This is a genomic window from Streptomyces sp. NPDC000878 (assembly GCF_053599695.1).
In genome coordinates, this window is sequence record NZ_JBSFMT010000049.1 from 23,801 (window position 1) to 45,293 (window position 21,493).

General features: G+C 71.0%; 20 protein-coding genes and 2 pseudogenes. 10 read left to right on the top strand and 12 right to left on the bottom strand.

From position 1 onward, the window contains the following. Positions 1–8: 8 nt before the first annotated feature. From ACWDR4_RS33180 to ACWDR4_RS33195, 4 genes are all read right to left on the bottom strand, one after another. Complete coding sequence (locus ACWDR4_RS33180) at positions 9–920, bottom strand: TIGR03620 family F420-dependent LLM class oxidoreductase (RefSeq protein WP_450413831.1); 912 nt, start codon at positions 918–920, stop codon at positions 9–11. 53 nt (positions 921–973) lie between these two features. After that, entirely contained in the window at positions 974–3,088 is a 2,115-nt protein-coding gene (locus ACWDR4_RS33185; protein WP_450413833.1) for a 3-hydroxyacyl-CoA dehydrogenase NAD-binding domain-containing protein, read from the bottom strand. Positions 3,089–3,100: 12 nt separating this feature from the next. Continuing rightward, positions 3,101–4,303, bottom strand: a complete 1,203-nt coding sequence (locus ACWDR4_RS33190; protein WP_450413834.1) for an acetyl-CoA C-acetyltransferase — start codon at positions 4,301–4,303, stop codon at positions 3,101–3,103. A gap of 89 nt (positions 4,304–4,392) precedes the next feature. Next, a complete protein-coding gene (locus ACWDR4_RS33195; protein WP_450413836.1) occupies positions 4,393–5,466 on the bottom strand; it encodes an AraC family transcriptional regulator in 1,074 nt (357 codons plus the stop codon). A gap of 84 nt (positions 5,467–5,550) precedes the next feature. On the opposite strand from ACWDR4_RS33195, the gene ACWDR4_RS33200 reads away from it, so the two are divergent. Next, positions 5,551–6,693: an acyl-CoA dehydrogenase family protein gene (locus ACWDR4_RS33200; RefSeq protein ID WP_450413838.1), complete on the top strand. Its 1,143-nt coding sequence runs from the start codon at positions 5,551–5,553 to the stop codon at positions 6,691–6,693. Between the two features lie 87 nt (positions 6,694–6,780). On the opposite strand, the gene ACWDR4_RS33205 is transcribed toward ACWDR4_RS33200, so the two are convergent. Continuing rightward, on the bottom strand, positions 6,781–7,308 hold the full coding sequence (locus ACWDR4_RS33205) for a MarR family winged helix-turn-helix transcriptional regulator (protein WP_450413840.1): 528 nt from the start codon (positions 7,306–7,308) through the stop codon (positions 6,781–6,783). Positions 7,309–7,383: 75 nt separating this feature from the next. Between ACWDR4_RS33205 and ACWDR4_RS33210 the strand changes: the two genes are divergently transcribed. After that, positions 7,384–8,304 carry an alpha/beta fold hydrolase gene (locus tag ACWDR4_RS33210; protein WP_450413842.1) on the top strand — a complete coding sequence of 307 codons (921 nt, stop codon included), beginning with the start codon at positions 7,384–7,386 and terminating at the stop codon, positions 8,302–8,304. A gap of 38 nt (positions 8,305–8,342) precedes the next feature. Next, positions 8,343–9,248, top strand: a complete 906-nt coding sequence (locus tag ACWDR4_RS33215) for an NAD-dependent epimerase/dehydratase family protein (RefSeq protein ID WP_450413844.1) — start codon at positions 8,343–8,345, stop codon at positions 9,246–9,248. Between the two features lie 403 nt (positions 9,249–9,651). Here the strand turns inward: ACWDR4_RS33215 and ACWDR4_RS33220 are convergent, their stop codons facing one another. From ACWDR4_RS33220 to ACWDR4_RS33230, 3 genes are all read right to left on the bottom strand, one after another. Further along, the gene (locus tag ACWDR4_RS33220; protein ID WP_450413845.1) at positions 9,652–11,223 is read right to left on the bottom strand and encodes a flavin-containing monooxygenase; all 1,572 of its coding nucleotides are present in this window, start codon (positions 11,221–11,223) and stop codon (positions 9,652–9,654) included. After that, positions 11,220–11,690, bottom strand: a complete 471-nt coding sequence (locus ACWDR4_RS33225) for a cupin domain-containing protein (RefSeq protein ID WP_450413847.1) — start codon at positions 11,688–11,690, stop codon at positions 11,220–11,222. Before ACWDR4_RS33225 ends, ACWDR4_RS33220 begins: the two co-directional genes overlap by 4 nt. Before the next feature lie 147 nt (positions 11,691–11,837). Continuing rightward, the gene (locus ACWDR4_RS33230) at positions 11,838–12,605 is read right to left on the bottom strand and encodes an IclR family transcriptional regulator (RefSeq protein WP_450413849.1); all 768 of its coding nucleotides are present in this window, start codon (positions 12,603–12,605) and stop codon (positions 11,838–11,840) included. Positions 12,606–12,680: 75 nt separating this feature from the next. Between ACWDR4_RS33230 and ACWDR4_RS33235 the strand changes: the two genes are divergently transcribed. The 5 genes from ACWDR4_RS33235 (at position 12,681) to ACWDR4_RS33255 (ending at position 16,540) form a co-directional block, all read left to right on the top strand. Continuing rightward, complete coding sequence (locus ACWDR4_RS33235; RefSeq protein WP_450413850.1) at positions 12,681–13,568, top strand: SDR family oxidoreductase; 888 nt, start codon at positions 12,681–12,683, stop codon at positions 13,566–13,568. Next, positions 13,568–14,071, top strand: coding sequence for a cupin domain-containing protein (locus ACWDR4_RS33240; RefSeq protein ID WP_450413852.1), 504 nt, complete (start codon positions 13,568–13,570; stop codon positions 14,069–14,071). The genes ACWDR4_RS33235 and ACWDR4_RS33240 overlap by 1 nt, the downstream gene beginning before the upstream one ends. Continuing rightward, positions 14,068–14,946: an alpha/beta fold hydrolase gene (locus ACWDR4_RS33245; protein WP_450413854.1), complete on the top strand. Its 879-nt coding sequence runs from the start codon at positions 14,068–14,070 to the stop codon at positions 14,944–14,946. The genes ACWDR4_RS33240 and ACWDR4_RS33245 overlap by 4 nt, the downstream gene beginning before the upstream one ends. Then, positions 14,943–15,878, top strand: coding sequence for a DODA-type extradiol aromatic ring-opening family dioxygenase (locus tag ACWDR4_RS33250; protein ID WP_450413856.1), 936 nt, complete (start codon positions 14,943–14,945; stop codon positions 15,876–15,878). Before ACWDR4_RS33245 ends, ACWDR4_RS33250 begins: the two co-directional genes overlap by 4 nt. Positions 15,879–16,096: 218 nt before the next feature. Beyond that, on the top strand, positions 16,097–16,540 hold the full coding sequence (locus tag ACWDR4_RS33255; RefSeq protein ID WP_450413857.1) for a hypothetical protein: 444 nt from the start codon (positions 16,097–16,099) through the stop codon (positions 16,538–16,540). Positions 16,541–16,645: 105 nt separating this feature from the next. On the opposite strand, the pseudogene ACWDR4_RS33260 reads toward ACWDR4_RS33255, so the two are convergent. Next, positions 16,646–16,839: pseudogene (locus tag ACWDR4_RS33260) on the bottom strand (hypothetical protein); the annotation flags it as partial. A gap of 49 nt (positions 16,840–16,888) precedes the next feature. On the opposite strand from ACWDR4_RS33260, the gene ACWDR4_RS33265 reads away from it, so the two are divergent. Both ACWDR4_RS33265 and ACWDR4_RS33270 read left to right on the top strand, forming a co-directional pair. Then, a complete protein-coding gene (locus ACWDR4_RS33265) occupies positions 16,889–17,755 on the top strand; it encodes a hypothetical protein (RefSeq protein ID WP_450413859.1) in 867 nt (288 codons plus the stop codon). Positions 17,756–17,971: 216 nt separating this feature from the next. Beyond that, a pseudogene (locus tag ACWDR4_RS33270) lies at positions 17,972–18,431 on the top strand (response regulator); the annotation flags it as partial. 15 nt (positions 18,432–18,446) lie between these two features. Here the strand turns inward: ACWDR4_RS33270 and ACWDR4_RS33275 are convergent. The 3 genes from ACWDR4_RS33275 to ACWDR4_RS33285 form a co-directional block, all read right to left on the bottom strand. Continuing rightward, a complete protein-coding gene (locus tag ACWDR4_RS33275; RefSeq protein WP_450413860.1) occupies positions 18,447–19,346 on the bottom strand; it encodes an alpha/beta fold hydrolase in 900 nt (299 codons plus the stop codon). 141 nt (positions 19,347–19,487) lie between these two features. After that, on the bottom strand, positions 19,488–20,318 hold the full coding sequence (locus ACWDR4_RS33280; protein WP_450413862.1) for an SDR family NAD(P)-dependent oxidoreductase: 831 nt from the start codon (positions 20,316–20,318) through the stop codon (positions 19,488–19,490). 228 nt (positions 20,319–20,546) lie between these two features. Next, positions 20,547–21,470, bottom strand: a complete 924-nt coding sequence (locus tag ACWDR4_RS33285; RefSeq protein WP_450413864.1) for an NADP-dependent oxidoreductase — start codon at positions 21,468–21,470, stop codon at positions 20,547–20,549. Positions 21,471–21,493: the final 23 nt, after the last annotated feature.

The window sequence follows — 21,493 nt, forward strand, 5'->3', positions numbered from 1 at the left end:
CCATCTGTTCACGCGCCCACGAGTGCGGGTGCGAGTTCCCGCCATGGCTCGGTCGGTACGTCGAAGGGGGACTCCATCAGAACCTGGACGCAGACGTGGTCGGCTCCGGCTGCCAGATGCTCGCGTACGCGGCGGAGGATCGCCGCTTCGTCGCCCCACGCGACAAGTGCTTCGGCCAGTCTGTCGGAGCCGCCGCGGACGAGGTCCGTCTCGTCGAAGCCGCCTCGCAGCCAGTTGTTGCGGTAGTTCGGCAGACCGGTGTAGATGTCCAGGTGGGCGTGGGCCCGGCGCAGCGCGGTCTCGCGGTCCGGGGTGAGTACGGCGCCCATCTCGACGGCGACGATTTTGTCCGGCCCCAGAGCCGCCCGTACCTCGGCGGTCTGTGCCGCTGTCACCAGGTAAGGGTGGCTGCCGTCCGCGAGTTCGCGGGTCACCTCCAGCATCCGGGGGCCGAGGGCGGCGACCAGGACGGGCGGGCGTGGTGCGTCGGCCTCGGCGGCGTAGAAGGTCGCTTCCGCCATCGTCGTGAGGTATTCGCGCATGGCGGCGAGGGGTTTGGCGTAGCTGCCGCCGCGTACCCGTTCGACCAGTGGCCGGTGGCTGACGCCGAGTCCGAGCACGAACCGCCCGCCGTGGGCCGCTGCCAGCGTGCGGGACGCCGCGTTGGCAGCGACCGCGTCGCGGGCCCAGATACTGGCGATGCCGGTCGCCACACGCATGCGCCCGGTGGCGGCGAGCAGCAGCCCTGCCTGGGTGAAGGCCTCCCGGCCGTAGGCCTCGCCGAACCACAGGGTGCCCCAGCCCTGGGCCTCCAGCTCGGCCGCGATCTGCCCGACCGCCATCGGAGGCACCGCGTCCAGGCACGCGGTCCAGATACCCACGCGCCCGAGCCCTGCTTCTTCGGCCACTGCCACTGTCATGCCGTACCTCTCCTTGCTCAATGCTCAATACGTGACGGGTCGCCCGGTCGGAGTCAGAAACACTCGCCGCGGTCGGCCTTTTCGCGCAGGACGGCGGGGGGCCGGAAGCGTTCGCCGTAGGCGTCGGCGAGCTGGTCGGCGCGGGCGACGAATGCCTGTGGGCCGTAGGCGTTGACGAGTTGCAGGGTGCCGCCGGTCCAGGGGGCGAAGCCGATGCCGTAGACCGAACCGATGTTGGCGTCGGCGACCGAGGTGAGGACGCCCTGGTCGAGGATACGGACAGTCTCCAGGGCCTGGACGAACAGCAGTCTGTCGTGGATGTCCTGCTCGGGGACGGAGGCATCGTCCGGCTTGGTCCAGCGTTCGGCAAGGCCGGGCCAGAGGGTCTTGGGACCGCCGTCGGCCGGATAGTCGTAGAAGCCGGCGCCGGCCGCCTTTCCGGTGCGGCCGAGTTCACGGGCGAGCGTGTCGAGCAGCTGGTAGGCGGGATCGCTGTACGGGACGCCGGGCTCGGCCTGGTCGCGGGCCTGGAGCGGGAGGGTCAGGGTGACCTCGTCGAGGACGGCGAGCGGCCCGACGGCCATACCGGCCTTTCTGGCGACGTTCTCGACCAGCGCCGGGTGGACGCCCTCGGCGACGAGTGCCGCGCCTTCGGTGATGTACGTACCGAAGACCCGGGTGGTGTAGAAGCCGCGGCTGTCGTTGACCACGATCGGTGTCTTCCCGATCTGGAGGACGTAGTCGAAGGCGCGGGCCAGGGTGGCGTCCGAGGTGCCCTTGCCGCGGATGATCTCGACCAGCGGCATACGGGCGACGGGCGAGAAGAAGTGGAGGCCGACGAAACGATCGGGGTCAGGAACGGCGTCGGCCAGGCCGGTGATGGGGAGCGTGGAGGTGTTGGAGGCGATCACCGCGTCCGGCAGGGCCGCGGTCCCGGCGGCGGCCAGGACCGTGTTCTTCAGCCGCTGGTCCTCGAAGACCGCCTCGATGACCAGGTCGCATCCGGCGAGATCGGCGTCGTCGCCGGTGGCGGTGATCCGGTCCAGGGCCGTGGCGTGCCGCTCGCCCAGTGCCTCGGCGATCCGGGCCCGGCCGCGCTCGGCGGCCTCGGCGGTTACGTCCTTCAGCACCACGTCGATCCCGGCGAGCGCGCTGACCTGGGCGATGCCCGCGCCCATCATGCCCGCGCCGAGCACGCCGACCCTGCGCGTGCGGTAGGGAGCGTGGCCGGACGGCCGCGAGCGGCCCGCCTTGAGCTCGTTGAGCTGGAACCAGAAGGTGCCGATGAGGTTCTTGGCGACCTGGCCGGTCACCAGCTCCAGCAGATAGCGGCTCTCGACCCGCAGAGCGGTGTCGAAGTCCAGCAGCGCGCCTTCGACCGCGGCGGCGAGGATCTTCTCCGGGGCTGGGTAGCAACCGTGGGTCTTCTTGCGCAGCACGGCCGGGGCGACGGCGAGCAGGTCGTACGACGCCGGGTCGAGCGGCTTGAGGTCGGGCACCTGGTGGCCGGGGGTGTCCCAGGGCTGTACGGCATCGGGGTTGGCCAGCACCCAGGCGCGGGCCTTGTCCAGCAACTCGTCCTGGTCGGCGGCGAGTTCGTGGACCCAGCCGGCGTCCTGTGCCTGGCCGGGGCGCAGTCGCCTGCCCTCGGTCAGCAGCGGCAGGGCGGCCTGGACGCCGAGCATCCGTACGGTGCGGGTGACGCCGCCCGCGCCGGGGAGGAGGCCGAGGGTGGCCTCGGGGAAGCCCAGGCGGACGGCGGGGTCGTCGAGGCAGACGCGATGGTGGCAGGCGAGGGCGATCTCCAGGCCCCCGCCCAGCGCGCTGCCGTTGACGGCGGCGGCGACGGGGCGGCCCAGGGTCTCCAGACGGCGCAACTGGTCCTTGATGGCGGCCAGTTCGGCCGCGAAGACGTCGGCGGTGTCCGGGGTGACGCTGATCAGGGCGTCGAGGTCGCCGCCGGCGAAGAAGGTCTGCTTGGCGGAGGTGACGACGACCCCGGTGATGTCGTCGCGCTCGGCCTCCAGCCGGTCGACAGCCGCGGCCATGGCGGTGCGGTAGTCGGTGTTCATGACGTTCGCGGAGCCGGGCAGGTCCAACGTCAGCGTGACGATGCCGTGTTCATCGCGCTCGTAGCGAATGTGGTGGGTGGTCATGTCGGTGGTCATGGCGTACGGCCCTCAGATCCGCTCGATGATGGTGGCGATGCCCATGCCGCCGCCGACGCACAGGGTGGCCAGCCCGCGGCGCAGGTCACGGCGCTCCAGTTCGTCGAGCAGGGTGCCCAGGAGCATGCAGCCGGTGGCGCCGAGCGGGTGGCCGAGCGCGATGGCACCGCCGTTGACGTTGACCTTCTCCTCCGGGACGCCCAGGTCGCGCTGGAACTTCAGGACCACTGAGGCGAAGGCCTCGTTGACCTCGAACAGATCGATGTCGTCGACGGTGAGCCCGGCCCGGTCCAGGGCCTTGCGGGTGGCCGGTGCGGGGCCGGTGAGCATGATGGTGGGCTCGGTGCCGATCACGGCGGCGGCGACCACACGGGCGCGAGGGGTGAGGCCGAGGTCCCGTCCTGCCCGCTCGTTGCCGATCAGCATGGCGGCGGCGCCGTCCACGATCTGCGAGGAGTTGCCCGCGGTGTGGACATGGTCGATGCGCTCGACGCGCGGATAGCGGTCGATGGCCACCGCGTCGAAGCCGAGGCCGCCGGGGAAGGCGAAACTGGGCTTCAGCCTGCCAAGGCGGCGCGGTGTGGTGCCGGGCCGGATCGTCTCGTCCTGGTCGAGCAGCAGGGTGCCGTTCTGGTCCGTGACCGGGACCAGCGAGCGGGCGAAGTGACCCTTCTCCTGAGCCTCGACGGCCTTGGCCTGCGATCTCACGGCGAAGGCGTCGACATCGGTGCGGGTGAAGCCCTCCAGGGTGGCGACCAGGTCGGCGCTCACGCCCTGCGGTACGAAGCCGGAGGCGAAGCTGGTCTCCGGGTCGGTGATCCAGGCACCTCCGTCGGAGCCCATCGGAACGCGTGACATCGACTCCACGCCGCCCGCGACCACCAGGTCCTCGAAGCCGGAGGCCACCTTGGCGGCGGCCATGTTGACGGCCTCCAGGCCCGAGGCGCAGAAGCGGCTCAACTGGACTCCCGCCGGACGGATGTCCCAGCCGGCCGCCAGCACCGCGGTACGGGCCAGGTCGGCGCCCTGCTCGCCGACCGGCGAGACGACGCCGAGCACGACATCGTCCACGACGGTGGTGTCCAGCCGGTTCCGTTCCGCGAGGGCCCGCAGCAGCCCGGCGGCCAGCGTGACGGGCTTGACGCTGTGCAGCGCCCCGCCTCTGCCCTTGCCGCGTGGGGTGCGCACGGCGTCGTAGATCAGCGCTTCGGTCATGACGGGACCGTACGAGCCGAGGCCGGGCGGGTGCCGTGACCGTGGCGCTCAAGGTCGTTGACCCGGGCGTTCGCTCTACGGCGGGTCGGTCAGGCGCCCGGCTGGTAGGAGCGGGGAGCGGAGCCGGTCCAGCGTTTGAAGGCGCGGTGGAAGGCGCTGGGTTCGGAGAACCCCAGCCGCCGCGAGATGTCCTCGATGGAGACGGTGCCCGTGGCGAGCGCCGCGATGGCCGCATCACGCCGCAGCTGGTCACGGATCTGCTGGAAGGACGTGCCCTCCGCGGCCAGTCGGCGGCGCAGGGTCTGCGCGCTCATCGCCAGCCGTGCCGCGACGTCCTGCGGGTCGGGCATCCGGTCCGGCAGCGACCGCCCGAGCAGCCGGCGCACCTGGGCGGCGGCGGTGCTGCCGTAGTCCAGGCGGGCGAGCACATCGCCCGGGGCGCGGCGCAGGAATGCTCGTAGCCCGGCCTCGTCCTGGAGGACCGGTCGGTCGAGGAGCGTACGGTCGAAGACGAGGGCGGTGCGGGGGGCAAGGAAGGTGCACGGGGCGCCGTAGAGCAGGTCGTACTCCAGGGCGTGCGGCGGTGCCGGGTGGCTGAACTCCACCCGGGTGAGGTTGATCCGCGAGCGGATGAGCCAGCCCGCGACGCGGTGGGTGACGACGGTGGAGGATTCGGCGAGGTAGTGATCGGGATCGTCGAAGGCCGTGAGGTCGAAGACCACCCGCGCCTCGCCGTGCGCGTCCGTCTCCTCCCCCGACTTCTCCGTCGGCTGCTCCTCCAGATGGAACCGGGGCCCGCCGGGAAACAGCCGGTAGAAGGCGCTGCCACGCTCCAGCGCGGACCGCAGATCGGGGCAGTGCACCACGGCATGGCACATCATCGCGAAGGTGCCCACCTTCAGCGGCTGCGGCCCGAGACCCTGCAGTTCGTCGTCGAGTTCCTCCCACACCGCCTTGGTGAGCCGGGCGAACTGCTGGGGCGACACCCGGGCGAGCGGCACCTCCAGCAGGCTCGGCGGGATGCCCGCCCGTTCGAGGAGCGCGGTGACGTCCACGCCGTGCCGCTCGGCTCCGCGCAGCGAGGCCCGCACGTGGTGGATGGCGACCGAGCGGGTCGGCGCGCCGTACGCCGGAGGCGTGTCGTCCTCGGGAGGTGCGGGCATGACCGCCGATCGTACGGGACGGGTCAACGACTGTGAGCGCTGTGGTCATGACGGCCCGCCGTGCCGCCCGCCTACCGTCCGACCGTGATCAGAGACGGATATTTCGACGACGCCCACGAGGCGTACCGGACCGCGTGCCGTGACTTCATCGAGCACGAGGTCGTGCCGAGGCAGGCCGGCTGGGAGCGCGAGGGGATCGTCGGCAAGGACATCTGGCGGCTCGCCGGCGAGCAGAACCTGCTGTGCCCGTGGGCCGATCCCGCCTACGGCGGCCTGGGCCTGGCCGACCTGCGGTACGAGCAGATCATGATCGAGGAACTGGCGAACGTCGCCGAGTCCGGCTTCGCGGTCCCGCTGCACTCCGGCATCGTCGCCCCGTACCTGGCCGAGTTCGGCACCGAGGACCAGAAGACCCGGCACCTCACCAGCGCGGTCTCCGGCGAGACACTGCTCGCCATCGCGATCACCGAGCCCGGCACCGGCTCGGACGTGGCCGCCATCCGTACCCACGCGGTGCCCGCCCCGGACGGGGACGGCTGGCTGCTCAACGGGGCCAAGACCTTCATCACCAGCGGCATCAACGCCGATCTCGTCATCGTCGCCGCCCGCACCGGCGAGGACCACTCGGTCGGCCTGTTCCTCGTGGCCGACGGCACCCCCGGCTTCACCCGGGGCCGCAAACTCGACAAACTCGGCCTGCGGACCTCGGACACCGCCGAGCTGTTCTTCGACGACGTCCACGTCCCGGCCGCCGACGTGCTCGGCGAGCCGGACCAGGGCTTCGCCCTGCTGATGCGGCAGTTCGCCCTGGAACGGCTCGTCGTCGCCATGGGCGCGGTGGCCCACGCCGGGACGGCGCTGCGGGAGACGGTCGCCTACGCCAGGCAGCGCTCCGCCTTCGGGCGTCCGCTGGCGAAGTTCCAGGACACCCGCTTCCGGCTGGCCTCAATGCAGGCACGGGTCACCTCCGCCCAGGCTTTCGTCGACGCCTGCGTCCTCGCGCACAACCAGGGCACGCTCACCGCCGAAGAGGCCGCCGCGGCGAAGCTCGTCACCACCGAGCTCCAGGGCGAGGTCGTCGACGACTGCCTGCAGATGTTCGGCGGATACGGCTACATGTGGGAGTCCGTGATCTGCCGCAGATACGCCGACGCCCGCGTCCAGCGGATCTACGGCGGCACGTCCGAGATCATGAAGGAGATCATCAGCCGCTCCATGGATCTGTGATCCCCGGCCGCACTGCCCACCGCACTGCCCACCGCAGTGCCTCGCTGCGGGCGGCCCGGTCGGCAAGGCACGGCTAGCGGCTAGCGGCTAGCGGCTAGCGGGGGAGGCCCCGGAGGACTGCTGTCGATGCGGGTCCTCGGCCAGTTCGGCCAGGGTTTCGGCGATGCGCGGCAGGAGGTCGGCCGGGATGTGGTCGAGGACCCGGCGCCGGGCGCTGGCGAGGTGGGCGGGCTGAGCCGCGTGCATGGCTCGCAGCCCGGCGTCGGTGAGGACGGCTTCACTGCCGCGTGCGTCCAGGCTGTGGCGTTCCTTGCGCACCAGGTCGTGGCGGGACAGTCCGTCGATGATGCGCGTGACGCGCGGCGGGGTGACGCCGGAGGCCGTCGCGAGTGCGGACATGCGCATGCGGCGGTCGGGCGCCTCGCTCAGCAGCAACAGGACGGCGAACTCGGTCATGGTCACGCCGGTGCGAGCCATGTCCTGCTCCAGCGTGCGCGGCAGGGAGTGGACCAGACGTCCCAGGCTCTGCCACAGCAGCAGCTCGTCGGCGGTCAGTGGATCACTGGCGGGGGTGGCGGGAGTGGTGGCGGAGGTGTCAGCGGCGGTGGGCTCCATACGACCACTGTATTTGACTAGTTAAGCAAGCAGTGCTGTGATGCTTGCTTAACTAATTAAGTATGAGGTGATCAGATGTCTCCCCGAGCACCCGCGCCGGACGGATTCGAGCATGCCGTCGCCGATGTCGGCGGTATTGATGGCGTCCGGCTCCACTACGTGGCCGGCGGATCCGGGCCCGCCGTGGTCCTCATCCACGGCTGGCCGTTCAGCTGGATCGAGTGGCGGGCGCTGATGCCCCTGCTCGCCGCACGAGGCTTCACGGTCATCGCGCCCGACCTGCGCGGATCCGGCGACTCACCGATCCCCGCCGGCCACTGGACCAAGCGCGAGGAGGCCGAGGACCTGCACCACCTGCTGCGGCACCTGGGCCACGACCGGGCCTTCGTGGTCGGCACCGACGTCGGCACGATGACCGCGCACGCCTGGGCCCAGAGCCACCCCGACGACGTGGTCCGGCTGGTGCTCAGCGAGGCGTTCCTGCCCGGCTACGGCCTGGAGGAGCACATGAACCCCGCCACCGGCGGCTCGTGGCACTTCGGCTTCCATGCCCAGAGCGGCCTGGCCGCCATGCTCACCGCCGGCAAGGAGGAGCAGTACCTGTCCGGCTTCTGGTCGATGATGACCGGCGGCGGCATCACCGACGCCGACCGCGCCGACCTGCTGCGTGTCCACACCCGCCCCGACGCGATGCGCGGCGGCTTCGAGCACTACGCCACCCTCGTCCAGGACGGACAGGCGGCCCGCGCCGGCGACCACCTGGCCATGCCCGTCCTCGTCCTGAACGGCGAACACGGCCTGCCCCAGGACGTGTTGCTGGCCGGTGCCCGCGCCGCCGCGACCGACGTGCGCCACGACATCGTCCCCGGGGCCGCGCACACCTTCGCGGCCGACAACCCGACGTGGACGGCCGACCGGCTCGCCCGTTTCTTCACCACCACGCCCAACACCCCTTCTGGCGCCACCACTTCCGCCACCACCACGCCCGCCGCCTGACCCGCGGCCGGCCCGACACCGCACACGGAGCACTTCCCATGCAGATCCTCGTCATCGGCGCCACCGGCTACGCCGGCCGCCGTGTCTCAGCCGCCCTCGCCCGCGCCGGACACACGGTCCTGGGCCTGGCGCGCGACACCTCCGCGCCGGCGGCCCACGCGCTGACGGCGGACGAAGTCACCCCGGTCGAGGGCGACTTCGGTAAGCCGGAGACCTGGCGCGACCACCTCGAAGGTACGGACGCGGTCGTCCACCTCCTCCTGGACATGAGCGACCCGATCGGCGGCGACCAGCGCCTGTTCGCCGAACTGCTCGCCGCCCAGGAGCGCGACGGCCGCCGCCGCCACCTCGTCTTCACCACCGGCATCTCCTCCTACGGCCGCACCGGCCTGCCCCTCATGGACGAGAACACCCCCGGCAACCCCGAGAGCCCCATCGGCTTCCGCTTCGCGCTGGAGAAGGAGCTGGCCGCCTCCGGCCTCACCCACACCGTGGTCCGTCCCGGGTTCATGTACGGCGGCCCCGCGAGCACCTCCATGACCGGCCAGTGGTTCGCCGCCGCCGAGGCGGGCAGCCCCGTCTTCTACGGCGACACCGCCAAGCGCTGGAGCTGGGTCCACGTCGACGACCTCGCCGACGCCTACGTCCGCATCCTCGACAACCCCGCCTCCGTCGACGGGGAGACCTTCGTCATCGCCGACGGCCAGCGACTGACCGCCCTGGACATGCAGCGCAGCGCCGTACGGGCCGCCGGCCACACCGGTGAGATCGCCCTTGCGAGCGCCGAGGCGGGCGGCATGATGCAACTGGCCGCCGACCAGGACGAGTTGGTCACCAGCGCCAAGGCCCACCGCCTCCTGGGCTGGACCCCCCGCCACACCTCCTTCACCGACGACCCCACCCGCCACTACCACGCCTGGAAGGCCGCCCAGCCTGCCGCATGACACGCCGCCGGGTGCGGGCAACGCCTTCGGCGCCCCGCACTCCGGTCCCCGTCTCTCCCGCCGTACGGGCACCGCGTACCGAGCCCAGGCCCCGAGCCACCCCGCCCGACCGCGCCGTCCCGCAGGCCGACCTGGCCGACCCTCCGACCGCCGAAGTGCCACGCGCCACGCTTCGGCATGGACCATGAGCCGGCGTACGCCTGCCTCAGCGCGGCAACCGCCTTCGACATCTCCCAGGTCGTCGGCGTGGTCAAGGGCGCGCCCGCCCGGATCAGGCCCGCCGCTCATTGACGGCACCCCACCAGGGCCACCAGGACCACCTGGTCCGCGCCGAGCAACTGCACGCTGTGACGGGCCGGTTCGGGCAGGAACCGGACCGCCACAGCGTGCGGTTGCCGCCCCGTCAGCGCCGGTCGAAGGGCACTTCTTCGTTTCCGGAGAAGCTGTCCACAGGCGTCAGGCCGGTGGATGTGGAGCCGGGTTCAGGTCGCGGCCCGCTCGGTGTCAGCCGACGCAGCAGCGACGGGGTCACCCGCCGATAGGCCGCGGGGTTGACCGCGCCCAGCCAGTGCGCGGCCCGGACCGTGGCGCCGATGTTGAGGTCGAGGTCGCCGAGTACCTCGTCGACGTTGTGCATCGAGAACGGGATGATCTTGGTGCCGCGGCAGTGATGCGTGTCCGTGGCCTCGTCCATGAACGCCAGCTGCTCGACGACGGCCCGGCGCATGGCCTCGGGGTCGGGCAGCGCCACCGCCTCCGCGAGGTCGGCCGCGATCCAGAGGGCCGCCATCTCCGCGTTGAGCGGGCTGAAGAACGAGGAGTTGTAGCCGTTGAAGTAGAGCCCGGGAACGCCGAGGGGCAGGATCTGCCGGTAGAGCATGAAGTTCCCGCGCTCGTCGAGCAGTCGTCGCCGGGTCTCCTCGGGCAGGAACGGCACGCCCTGGGTGAAGCCGGTGGCGCAGAGCACCAGGTCGGCGCGGTGTGTGCTGCCGTCGCTCAGCTCGGCCGCGGGACCGCCGTGCCCGCCGAACAGCCGCCTGATGGTCCGGTCGCGGTGGACGGTGATGGTTCCGTCCGCGACGCCCTCGAAGAAGCCCTCGCTCGCCAGCCCGATGGCGCCGCGGACGATGTCCTCCATCCGCCCGGCCGGCACCAGGCCGAGCTTCGCGAGGCCGAACTGCCGTACCGAGACCGAGCCGATGGAGTTGATCATCCGGCGGCGCAGACCGTTGCCCGGGCCGTGCAGGAACTTCTCGAAACCGCGCAGCCGCAGGTAGCGGAAGAGTCCCTCGCCCAGCCGCGTGAGCAGCAGCAGCTTGAAGTTGAGGAACCCGCCGATCCTGCGCGGCACCTTCCACAGCAGCTGACGGGCGATCACATCGGTGCTCGCGGCGACGCCGCTGATCGCCGCCGCGACGTCGCAGGCCGATTTGCCGTACCCGACGACGAGGACGTGCTGGTCGCGGGCCTCCTCCGCGTCATGGAACTCCGTGGCCGCCCGCAGCCGCCCGCCCGCCTCGGTGAACTCCTCAAGGCCCGGATACGCCGGGACCAGGGGTTCGCAGAACACCCCGTTCGCGACGACGAGCCGGTCGAACGTCTCGACGGACTCCGCTCCCCCGGCGTCGCGGGTCTCGAGCGTCCAGCGGCCGTCCCCGAACGGGTGCGCTGCCGTCACCTCGGTGTTCAGGCGCAGGGCCGATTCGAGGCCGAACTCAGCGACGTACGCGGCGAGGTAGGCCTGGACCTGGGCGCCGCTGGGCCATTCCGGGTAGCTCTTGGGCATGGGGAAGTCCGAGAGCGAGTACTGCGCCTTCGGGCTCTGGGTCGTCACGCCCGGGTAGCGCCGGGTGCGGCTCCACACACCGCCGACGTCCGGGGACCTGTCGAACACCCGCACCTGGTGGCCTGCCTGGGTGAGCACCTTCGCGGTGGCGAGACCGGCGAAGCCGGCTCCTATGATCGCGATTCTCATGGCTGGGCGACCTCGGGCGGCAGCTGCAGCTCGATGCCGAACTCTTCCATGATCTTCTTCATCAGCGAGATGTCCTTGGGGCCGGGCGGCATGTCCGCCAGCGCCTGGTAGTAGCGCTCAAGACCGGCGGGCGAGACCACGGAGATCACCCGCGACTCCTCCTTGTACGGGTTGCGGAAGGCGTGCACCACGTCCCGCGGCAGGTACAGGTAGTCGCCGTGTTCGAGGACGAAGTCCTCGCCGCCGAGATGGACGTCGAGGCGTCCGGCCAGGCAGATGAAGGACTCGTCCTCGCGGGTGTGCAGGTGCGGGGGCGGCCCGTCGGTCTCAGGGGGAATCGTGTACTCGAACAGCGAGTACGCGTCACGGGTCGACGTGCCATCGGTCTTCGTCGTGATTCCGAGCCCGATCGCCGCGATCGCCTGTCCCTCGCGCGAGGGCAGCATGTAGCCGCCGCCTAGAGTCATCGTCGTCTCCTTGAGGTCGCCGCACCGGCGAGCCGTCGGTGTGCCGGCGCTCACAGCGTGCGGGCCGCGCGGCCCGATCGGCAATCATCAGTCCCACCCGGCGGGACTCCAGTCCGGTCAGCGGCGGTCGACGACCGTCGGCGACGATCACCGGCGCGAGCAGTAGGCCCGGGACGCCGCCGCCGCGGCCAGGCGTACGGCGGGGCCGATCGTCTGTGCCCGGATCATGCCGGAGGGGCCGGTGACGGACAGCGCGGCCACGACCTCGCCGAGCGGGCCGAAGACCGGGGCGGCCACACAGCTGACCCCGATGTTGCCCTCCTCGCGTTCGACCGCCCAGCCGCGCGGCGGGATCGCGGTCAGCTCGCGCAGGACGGCCACCGGATCGGTCAGCGTGCGCGGCGTCCTGCGCTCCAGGCCGGCGGCCAGCACCGTGTCGATGGTCGCGGTGTCGCTGTAGGCGAGGATCGCGCGGCCCAGCGCCGAGCAGTGCGCCGGGATGATCCCGCCGACCTGGGAAAGCATCGGCATCGGCCGGTGGCCGGTGATCTTCTCGACGACCAGGATCTGGGTGCCGTCGAGCACCCCGAGCTGCACGGTGACCTTGGTCGCGCTGTGCAGGTCCTGAAGGAAGGGCAGCACCGCCTCGCGCAGCTGGAGCCGGATCGGGGCCAGGCTCGCGATCTCGAACAGGCGGTTGCCGATCCGGTACCGGTCCTTCGGCTTGTCGAGCCAGCCGAGCCGGATCATCCGGTCGGCGGTGCGGTGGGCGGTGGAGCGCGGCAGACCGCTGCGGGCGACCAGGGCGGCGAGGGTCAGGTCGCGGTGCGTCGCGTCGAAGGCGCCGAGGATCGCCGCGGCGCGGTCGAGGCTGCCCGTGGCCTGAGCATCGCCGTCCCTCTTAGCGGGACTCAACGTTGGTTCCCGGGTTCATGCGGGCCACGATAGACCCGTCGCGACCGGTGACCCGGTCCGGAAACCTCAGAGCCTGTGTCACATACCCAGCCGTACCCAGCCGGACGTCCACCGCCCGGCACGCACGCTCGCCGCCCGCGAACCCCGGCGCACGGAACCAGCGGTGCCGAAACCCAGGAGGCCGCCATCAACGCTCGTAACGCCCTCGTCGGCGGGGGCAGCGCCGGAATCGGGTACGCCGTCGCCGAACAGCTCCTGCGGTCGGGCCACCGCGTCGTCATCACCGGGCGGCGGGCCGAGCGGTTGGAGTCCGCGGCGCTGCGGCTCGGCAGGGACACCGGCGGCAGCGTCCACGCGCTGGTCAACGACGTGTCGGAGCCGAAGTCCGCCGTGGCGGCGCTCGACGAGGTGGAGAGCCGGTACGGCGCGCTCGACGTCCTCGTGCTCAACGCCGGCGGCCCCCCGCCCGGCAGCATCCTCGAGGTCGAGGACGAACGCTGGCAGCAGGCCTTCGAACTGCTGCTGCTCGGTCCGCTGCGCCTGGCGCGGCTCGCCCTGCCGCGCATGGCCGAGCGGGGTTTCGGCCGGGTCGTCTTCGTGACCTCGGGGGCGGTGCGCCAGCCCCAGCCCGACCTGGCGACGTCCGTGGTGGTGCGGTCCGCGGTCACCGCCGCCGCCAAGCTGCTCTCCCGGGAGTTCGCGGCCGCAGGGGTCACGGTCAACTGCGTGGCGCCCGGCGCCACCTCGACCGAGCGCCGCCGCGAGATCCTGGACGCCCGCGCCCGGATCACCGATGTCCCGTACGAGGACCTCGACGCGGCGGACGCGGCGGGCATCCCGGCCGGCCGGGCCGGGCGGCCCGAGGAGATCGGGGCGGCCGTGACGTTCCTGGCCTCGGCGGACGCGGGCTACATCAACGGGACCGTGCTCACGGTCGACGGCGGAAGGACGGAAACGATCTGATGGCCCAGTCAGGAGACGGATTCGCGCTGGCCGATTTCCTCGGCGCGATCTCCGATACCGTGCGGCCCGGCGCCGCCCGCCCGGTCGTCGTACGCGCGGCGGAGCTGGAGACGCTGCCGGCCGACCAGGTGCACAACCCGACCACGCTCTCGATCGCCGGGAAGCTGCCGACCGCCACCTTCGAGATCTTCCGGCAGACCATCCCGCCGGGGCTCAGCTCGGACATGCAGCGGCACCACCACGAGACGGTGCACTTCGTCATCAGCGGCGAGGGGTACAGCGAGGTCGAGGACGAGACCGAGTCCTGGTCTGCCGGTGACTTCGTCTACACCCCGCCGTGGACCTGGCACCGCCACTACAACGCCTCAGCCACCGAGCCGGTCGAGTTCCTGACCATCGAGAACTCCCGGCTGCTCGGCCTGCTGGGCGTCGGACGGCGGCAGAGCGCGGGCCTGGCCACCGTCGCCGAGGCCCGCGCCCGCTTCGGAGAGGACCCGCGATGAGCACGCTGCCCGAACACATCAGCATCTGGGGCGAGTTGGCCGACGTGGACCACGAACTCCGGCACATCGACGTGGGCGGTGTGCGCACCCGGGTGCTGCGCGCCGGGTCGGGCCCCGACCTGATCCTGCTGCACGGCACCGGCGGGCATCTGGAGGCGTACGCCCGTGACATCGCGGGACTGGCCGCGGACTTCCGCGTCACGGCGTACGACATGGTCGGCCACGGCTGGTCCGACCTGCCGGACAAGCCGTACACCATCGACGTCCTGTCCGACCACCTGCTCGGGCTGATGGACGCCCTGGGCATCGACTCGGCGCACCTGTCCGGCGAGTCGCTCGGCGGCTGGGTGACCGCCTGGACGGCGGCGCACCGCCCGGACCGCGTGGAGCGGCTCATCCTCAACACCCCCGGCAACATCACCGACAAGCCGGAGGTGATGGTCCGGATGCGCGAGAGCACGCTGGCCGCTGTCCGGGATCCGAGCGACGAGACGGTACGCCGCCGGGTGGAGTTCCTGTTCCACCACAAGGAGATGGTGACCGACGAGCTGGTCAACCTCCGCCGTGCGGTCTACGGCCGTCCCGGGTTCCTCCAGGCGATCACCAACACGCTCGTCCTCCAAGACCCGGAAATCCGCAAGGACTTCGCCTGGCGACCGGCCTGGGTCGGCAAGGTCACCGCGCCGACGCTGCTGCTGTGGACCGACCACGATCCCACCGGCGGGCTCGACGAGGCCGAACTCCTGCTGGGCTGGCTGCCCGACGCCCGTCTGCACGTGATCACGGACGCGGGCCACTGGCCGCAGTGGGAGAAGCCGGGCGAGTTCCTGCGCGCCCACCGCGACTTCCTCGTCCTCGGCAAGGACCCCGCATGAGCGAGATCATCGGCCTGGTCGGCATCTCGCACTCGCCGTTCGCCACCATGACGCCACCGCGCAGGCCCTCGGAGCCCGGCGGCCGGTTCCTCGCCGACACCGCCCGGGTGGCCGAGGCAGTGGCCCGGCTGGCTCCCGACGCCGTCGTCGTCATCGGCCCCGACCACTTCCACGCGAACTTCTACGACCAGATGCCGCCGTTCGTCCTCGGCGTCGAACAGGCCGTGGGCTTCGGCGACTTCGGCAGCCGGTCCGGCCCACTGCCGGTCGCCGCACAACTGGCCTGGTCGGTACGCGACTCGCTCGCGGAGGCCGGATTCGACCTCTCGCTCTCCTACTCCCTCACCGTCGACCACGGAGTGACACAGGGCTACGACATGGTCTGCGGCGGGCGTCCGGTCCCCCTCGTACCCCTGATCGTCAACACGGCCGCCCCGCCGCTGCCGAGCATGCCGCGCTGTGTGCAGCTCGGCAGAGCCCTCGGCGAGGCCCTCCGCGGCGCCGACTTCCCCGGGCGCGTCCTCGTCGTGGCCAGCGGCGGGCTCTCCCACTGGCTTCCGTCCAACGATCCGCGCGACCCCGCGGTGGCCGGAGAGCGACGGGAGGCGGTCATCCACGGGCGCGCGAATCTCCAGGCCTTCGCCGCGGCGCGCGAACCCCGGGTGCGGGCCATGGGCGGCGATCCGCACGCGCACGTCAACTCCCCCTGGGATCGCTGGTTCCTCAAGCAACTGGCCGCCGCGGACCTCACACCGATCACCGATCTGGGCGACGAGGGCATCGAGGAGCAGGCCGGGAGCGGCGGTCACGAGATACGCACCTGGCTCATCGGACAGGCCGCCGTGGACCGGCCGTTCGTGTGGACGAGCTACGAGCCGGTCCCCCAGTGGATCACCGGCATGGGCATCGGCACGACCTTCGAGGTGAGGTGAGAGGTGAACTGAGAGGTGAACTGACAGGCCCGTACCCGCTACCGCACTCGATACCGGCGCCGCCGAGGCGCTGAACCGGCTCGGCGAGGCCCGCACGACGCGGCGCCCTCGCGCCCCGGTGCGCGAGGATCGCAGGACGCGAGGTCAGGCTCGCCAACCCGGTCGCGCAGAAGCAACTGGGCGTCTGTCAGCCCGACTTCGGCGTCCTGCTCGACACCATGGCGTGCCCGGCCGGCGTACCCGTCGACATCGCACGCACCCTGCAGCCCAAGATCGAGGCCGAGATCGCCTTCGTACTGGCGCACGACCTGACCGCTCCGGCGATCGAACCCGCCGACGCGGCCCCTGCCACCGCGTACGTCCTCGCCGCACTGGAGATCGTGGACAGTCGGATCGCCGCCTGGAACATCGACATCGTGGACACGGTCGCGGACAACGCCTCCCCGGCCTGCGGCTCGAAAACACCGCTCCGCCGCAGTGGCAGCGCAGTCTCAACTTCCGTGGGCTCACGCGTCTGGACGTCACGTTCGCACCACCTTCGGACGGTCACGACAGGGGCACACAGGCCATTCCGACCGCCGGTTCCTCGATCGACCTCGGCCACGCGACCCTTGGCGGCGCGTGCCGTGCGGCCGGGGCCCGGCGACGTCGCGGGTGCCTGACCGGGGCCGGCGCGCCGCTCTTGTCGCAATGCGGGCGCGGGGCATCGCGTTTCGAAGGCCCCCGGCGTCCCGCCGCTGCCAGAAACGGTTGTGCACGGTCGATCAATCGCCGAACTCCTGCGGCACTCCCGCTACTGCCCGCCGGTCCGAAACCGCCAGATCACGCCCTCGAACTGCTGCCGCAGCCGCTCGGGGTGCGCGCTGCCCCCGCCGACCGGCAGGTACGGCCCGATGAACTCCCGCGCCGCATCCGCGCCGTTGACCGTACGGACCCCACCCTTGGACGCGACGTGGAACAATGTGTCGATTCACTCGACATGTCGACCCACTCGACATAGCATCGCTGGTGTGACCGAACCGAACGAAGCAGTACGCATCGCTGCCCTGTCCGCGCTCATCGCCTGGGCCGAGCGCCGGGAACGGCTCAGCGAGGACCGCGCCGACGCTGTGGCCGCCGCTTGGCGCGCCGGCACCCGCAACGTTGCCGAGCTGGCCCGCCTCGCCCGTGTCAGCCGCGACACCGTCTACGCCGATCTGGCCGCCCGGGCCATCGACATCGGCTCCCGCGAGCAAGTGGTCTCAGGCCCCCAGAAGGGCCGCGGAATTCCCCTCCGAGGTGACTCGGTGCGCACCGTCGCCAGGATCGCCGACGCTGTCGCCCTGCCCGCGTTCACCCATGACCCCGACGATCCGCTCGTGCGCGCGACACTCGCCGCGTCGCGCGCCCTGGAGACCGTGGCCGACGTGCTGGAACCACCGTCGGACCAGGGGCCTGGCTGGACACCCCAAGAGACGCTGCCCAGCCTGGCGGACGAGGGTGAGAAGCTTGCGCACCACAGCCGCCGGGCCTTGGCCGCCCTCGCCGAACCAACCGAACTCACGGCAAGCTCCGACAGCTACCGACAAGCCGTCCTGCACACCGGCCGACACGCGGTGGCCGACGGAGCGAGCGTCACCCTCACTCTGCCGACGGGCGGGGCCATCACGCTCCAGGTGGGACGCGACGAGACCGGCTGGACCCGCCTGACAAGCGACAGCCCCCTCGTGGTCGAGGGTGCCGACAACCTCGACCATCTGGAGGCGCAAGCGGCCCTGCAGGCCTTGGCCCGCATCGCCACCCGCCACCTCGCGGAGGCCGCCCTTGCTGAACACCGTAAGGACGCGCAGCCCGGAACCCGCCCGCGTACCCGCACCATCCCGAGCAACGAGAACTGACACCACCCGTTGCGTGCGAATCGGGCTACCGCGCTGCAACTCGCAGAGCACGCTGCGCCTTGAAGCCGGCAGCCGACCCCCTCACGGTCCCGACGTGCGTGGCAGCCGTGGCAGCAAGCGGTGCGCTACGCCGCGGTGATCCGACTGGGACGCACGCCCGTCCGTCTGGTCGAGCACCCGCTTGGTGATCAGCGCCGAGTCGGTCGTCTCGCGGGGGACGGCAGCGAGGTCCCCGCCCTGGTCGACGAGCACGCCCCCAACCCAACCTGGTGCTGATGGATGTCCGGATGCCCGGCGTGGACAGCCTGGAGGCAACCCGGATGCTCCGGGCCCGCCCCGATCCGCCGGCCGTCGTGATGCTGACGACCTTTCAAGGCCGACGAGCAGGTCCTCAGTGCGCTGTCCGCCGGCGCGGCCGGTTTCCTGCGCAAGCACAGCTCGCCCGCCGAGATCGTCGCAGCGGTGCGCAGGGTGACGGCGGGTGAACCGGCGCTGTCACCTGCGGTGACCGAGCAGCTCATCGCCCGTGTCACCCAGGGCCATGGGACGGACCGGCGGCCGGATACCGCCGAGGCGCGCCACGGTCAAGGCTCATGTCCCGCGCATCCTCACCGAGCTGGAACTCACCAACCGGGTACAGATCGCCCTGACCGTTCACCACGCCGGTCTGGCCTGACGTCAGGCCAGACGTCTACGCGGCCCCTGCGGTCACGAATTCCAGCACTCCGCGGGCGAAGCGCTCGGGTTCCTCGACGTGGCCGAAGTGTCCGCTGTTCTCCAGTATCAGGAGCTGCGACTCGGGGATCAGCTTGTCCAGTTCCTCGGCCCAGCGCACCCCACAAATGACGTCGTGCCGGCCGACGACGACCAGGGCCGGGACTTCGAGCGTGCCCAGTTCCTGACGGTCGTCGATGACATCCGGGACAAGGTCCTCGCCGAGTCCCGAGATGTGCGTGCAGCTCACGGAGGCGCGAAAGGCCGCCCACTTCTTCTCGCCCTCGCCCCAGTAGTCGGCGAAGTACGCCGGGAGCAACCCCCGGACCACCGTTGCCATTTCCTCGTCGTTCGAAATGGCGGGGATCGCCTGGAACGCTCCGAGGACGCCCGGCAGCTCCGGGTGGTCGGCGTACCGGGCGGCGAACTCCTGGACCAGGCGCATCGCTTCGGCGCCGTGTTCGGGACCGGTGACCGGAGCGCTCTCGTACAGCACGATTCCGGCGACCCGGTCGGGGTGGCGCAGGGCGAAGTGCTGGACGACGAAGCCGCCGTGCGAGTGGCCCAGCAGATGGACCTCGGGAGCCCCGAGGTGATCGACAAGCGCGTGAAGGAAGCGGCTGTAGCGATCGCGTGTGTAGCCGTGAGGGTGGGAGTCGAGTCGGCCGGAGCCGCCGGTGCCGATGGGTTCCGGGTACACGACGGTCAGGTACTGCTCCAGTTCGGGCATCCGCAGGTACTCCCAGAAGATGCCCGGACCGCCGGAGTGTGCGACGCACAGCGGTCCCGTCCCGTGGACGTGATAGCGGTGGACAACGCCCTCCACCTCGATGGTGTGGGTCCCCTGGGAGAGCGGGTCGCTGATGGGGGTGCTCATGGTGGCTCCGAATCCTGAACTGGTCTTCCGGTCTTTTCCGGGCCGGCGCGACGACGGCATTGGCCACGACGTTCTGTCGAACGCGTCACGGCGTTCCGTGGCCACGTTCGCGATCATCGTCTGAACCCACGTGTCGCACTCTCAGGCAAGCGAGGGGGAGCTGGTGATCCACCCGCCGTCGACCGGGATCACCTGACCGGTGATGTAAGCGCTCTGCGGAGAGCTGAGGAACAGGACGGCGGCCGCGACGTCCTCCGGTTCGCCGATCCGGTTCAGCGGCACTTTTTCCAGGTACTTGTGCAGCGCCGCATCGTTCGAAGAGATCCATGAACCGAGGCGGGTGCGGGTCACTCCCGGGCTCACCACGTTGAATCGCACTGCTGCGGCACCCCACTCGGCCGCCAGTGACCGGGTAGCAGCCTCCAGCCCACCCTTGACGGCGCTGTAGAGGCTGACGCCGGGCATGCCCTGCTGGCTCAGCCCCGACGAGATGCTGACAATGCTGCCCCCGCCACTCGCAGCCATATCCGCTGCGACCAGTCCGCCCAGCAGGATGGGTGCCCGCAGGTTGAGCGCCCAAAGGACGTCGGCGTCTTCTGGTTTGAGGGTATTGGCCGGTCCGACTGCTTCGCCGCCGCCGGCGTTGTTCACCAGGACGTCGATGTGGCCCACCGCAGCCTTGGCCTGATCAAGGATCGCCTGGGGTGCTGTCGGATCCCCGATGTCGGAAACCACGACCACGGGGTCGTTCCCCAGCTCGGATGCGACCTCCTCCAGCGTCTCCTTTGAACGCCCGACGAGCACCACCCTCGCCCCGGCATCGGAGAAGGCGCGCGCGACCGCTGCGCCGATGCCGCGGCTGGCGCCTGTCACGATTGCAGTCTTTCCCGACAAGTCATGTTCGAGCAGAGAGGTTTTGGTGAATGACATGATGCCTTTTGCCCTAACGCCGGAAGAAGTGGCATGGCTCATGTGTGCGGGCCATGCGTTGTCGTTGATGACGTCACGCCGCCCGCCTGTACGGGAGACAACCCGTCCGGCGTGAGTTGGCCGAGCATGGGGATGAGTTCGGCGGCGGGGCCGAGAATTTCTCGGAGTCGGTGAGTTCGGTGGTGCCCTCGGGCTGGGGGGAGCACGAACGAGTGCCTGCGAGGATCGTGTCGAGCGATCCGCCTTTCCTCTGTGTGTGGGGTTCGGGGTTCAGGGGACCAGTACGATTCGGCCGCGCCGGCCGCCCTGGGCGAGTCGGGCGTGGGCTACGGCGGCCTGCGACAGGGGGTAGGTCTGCGCCACGCGTGGCGTCAGCACGCCCACCTCGGCGAGCGCGGAGAGGTAGGAGAGGCGGGTTGCTTCGGGGCCGGCGATCGTGTGTCGTACCGCCACGCCCCGCTGTGGTGCCGGGAGCGTGTCGCCCCTCACGCTCACGAAGATGCCGCCCTCGCGGACAGCCGCCAGCGCGAGGGCGCCCAGTGCCGCCGCGTCGAGCACGCCGTCCACGCCCTCGGGCACGAACCGGCGCACCGCCTCGCTCAGTTCCTCCTCGCGCGACACGAACCAGGTGGCGCCGAGACCGCGGAGGAACTCCTCGTCCTCGGGCCGGCCCTGCGCGATGACCCGCACGCCCCGGGTCCTGGCCAGCTCGACGGCGTAGCCGCCAACGGCCCCGGCGGCGCCCGTGACCAGCAAAGTGTCGCGGGGGCGCAGCGGGAGGTGGTCCAGAGCCTGTGAGGCGGTCATCGCGTTGAGGGGGATCGTCGCCGCGAGTGTGAGGTCCATGCCCTGAGGGGCGGGCGCGATGGAACCCAGGTCGGTCACCAGGTATTCGGCCTGGGCCTTCGTCGGGCGCAGCAAGGGGGCGTCGAACGCGATCACCGGGGTTCCGACGGACAGCAGGACACCCGGGCCGACCGCGTCGACCGTCCCGGCAGCGTCAAAACCGAGACCGGTGTATTCGACCTCCTCCAACGGCCTGAAGACTCCGGCCCACACAGCGGCGTCGGCGGGATTGAGCGCGGCGGCCGCGACCTTGATACGGACCTCAAGGGGACCTGGTTCCGGGAGGGGAACCTCCAAGACCTCGACAGCCTCGGGTCCACCGGCCTTCCGAACGACTACTGCACGCATAATTCTCACTGATCCCCTTGAAT

Bases quoted from the DNA above. Each gene is read 5' to 3' on its own strand.
- ACWDR4_RS33280 (WP_450413862.1), bottom strand. From the start codon at position 20,318: ATGAGCCATGCCACTTCTTCCGGCGTTAGGGCAAAAGGCATCATGTCA.
- ACWDR4_RS33255 (WP_450413857.1), top strand. From the start codon at position 16,097: ATGGCGTGCCCGGCCGGCGTACCCGTCGACATCGCACGCACCCTGCAG.
- ACWDR4_RS33210 (WP_450413842.1), top strand. From the start codon at position 7,384: ATGTCTCCCCGAGCACCCGCGCCGGACGGATTCGAGCATGCCGTCGCC.
- ACWDR4_RS33215 (WP_450413844.1), top strand. From the start codon at position 8,343: ATGCAGATCCTCGTCATCGGCGCCACCGGCTACGCCGGCCGCCGTGTC.
- ACWDR4_RS33205 (WP_450413840.1), bottom strand. From the start codon at position 7,308: ATGGAGCCCACCGCCGCTGACACCTCCGCCACCACTCCCGCCACCCCC.
- ACWDR4_RS33250 (WP_450413856.1), top strand. From the start codon at position 14,943: ATGAGCGAGATCATCGGCCTGGTCGGCATCTCGCACTCGCCGTTCGCC.
- ACWDR4_RS33275 (WP_450413860.1), bottom strand. From the start codon at position 19,346: ATGAGCACCCCCATCAGCGACCCGCTCTCCCAGGGGACCCACACCATC.
- ACWDR4_RS33220 (WP_450413845.1), bottom strand. From the start codon at position 11,223: ATGAGAATCGCGATCATAGGAGCCGGCTTCGCCGGTCTCGCCACCGCG.
- ACWDR4_RS33180 (WP_450413831.1), bottom strand. From the start codon at position 920: ATGACAGTGGCAGTGGCCGAAGAAGCAGGGCTCGGGCGCGTGGGTATC.
- ACWDR4_RS33240 (WP_450413852.1), top strand. From the start codon at position 13,568: ATGGCCCAGTCAGGAGACGGATTCGCGCTGGCCGATTTCCTCGGCGCG.
- ACWDR4_RS33185 (WP_450413833.1), bottom strand. From the start codon at position 3,088: ATGACCACCGACATGACCACCCACCACATTCGCTACGAGCGCGATGAA.
- ACWDR4_RS33190 (WP_450413834.1), bottom strand. From the start codon at position 4,303: ATGACCGAAGCGCTGATCTACGACGCCGTGCGCACCCCACGCGGCAAG.
- ACWDR4_RS33245 (WP_450413854.1), top strand. From the start codon at position 14,068: ATGAGCACGCTGCCCGAACACATCAGCATCTGGGGCGAGTTGGCCGAC.
- ACWDR4_RS33225 (WP_450413847.1), bottom strand. From the start codon at position 11,690: ATGACTCTAGGCGGCGGCTACATGCTGCCCTCGCGCGAGGGACAGGCG.
- ACWDR4_RS33195 (WP_450413836.1), bottom strand. From the start codon at position 5,466: ATGCCCGCACCTCCCGAGGACGACACGCCTCCGGCGTACGGCGCGCCG.
- ACWDR4_RS33285 (WP_450413864.1), bottom strand. From the start codon at position 21,470: ATGCGTGCAGTAGTCGTTCGGAAGGCCGGTGGACCCGAGGCTGTCGAG.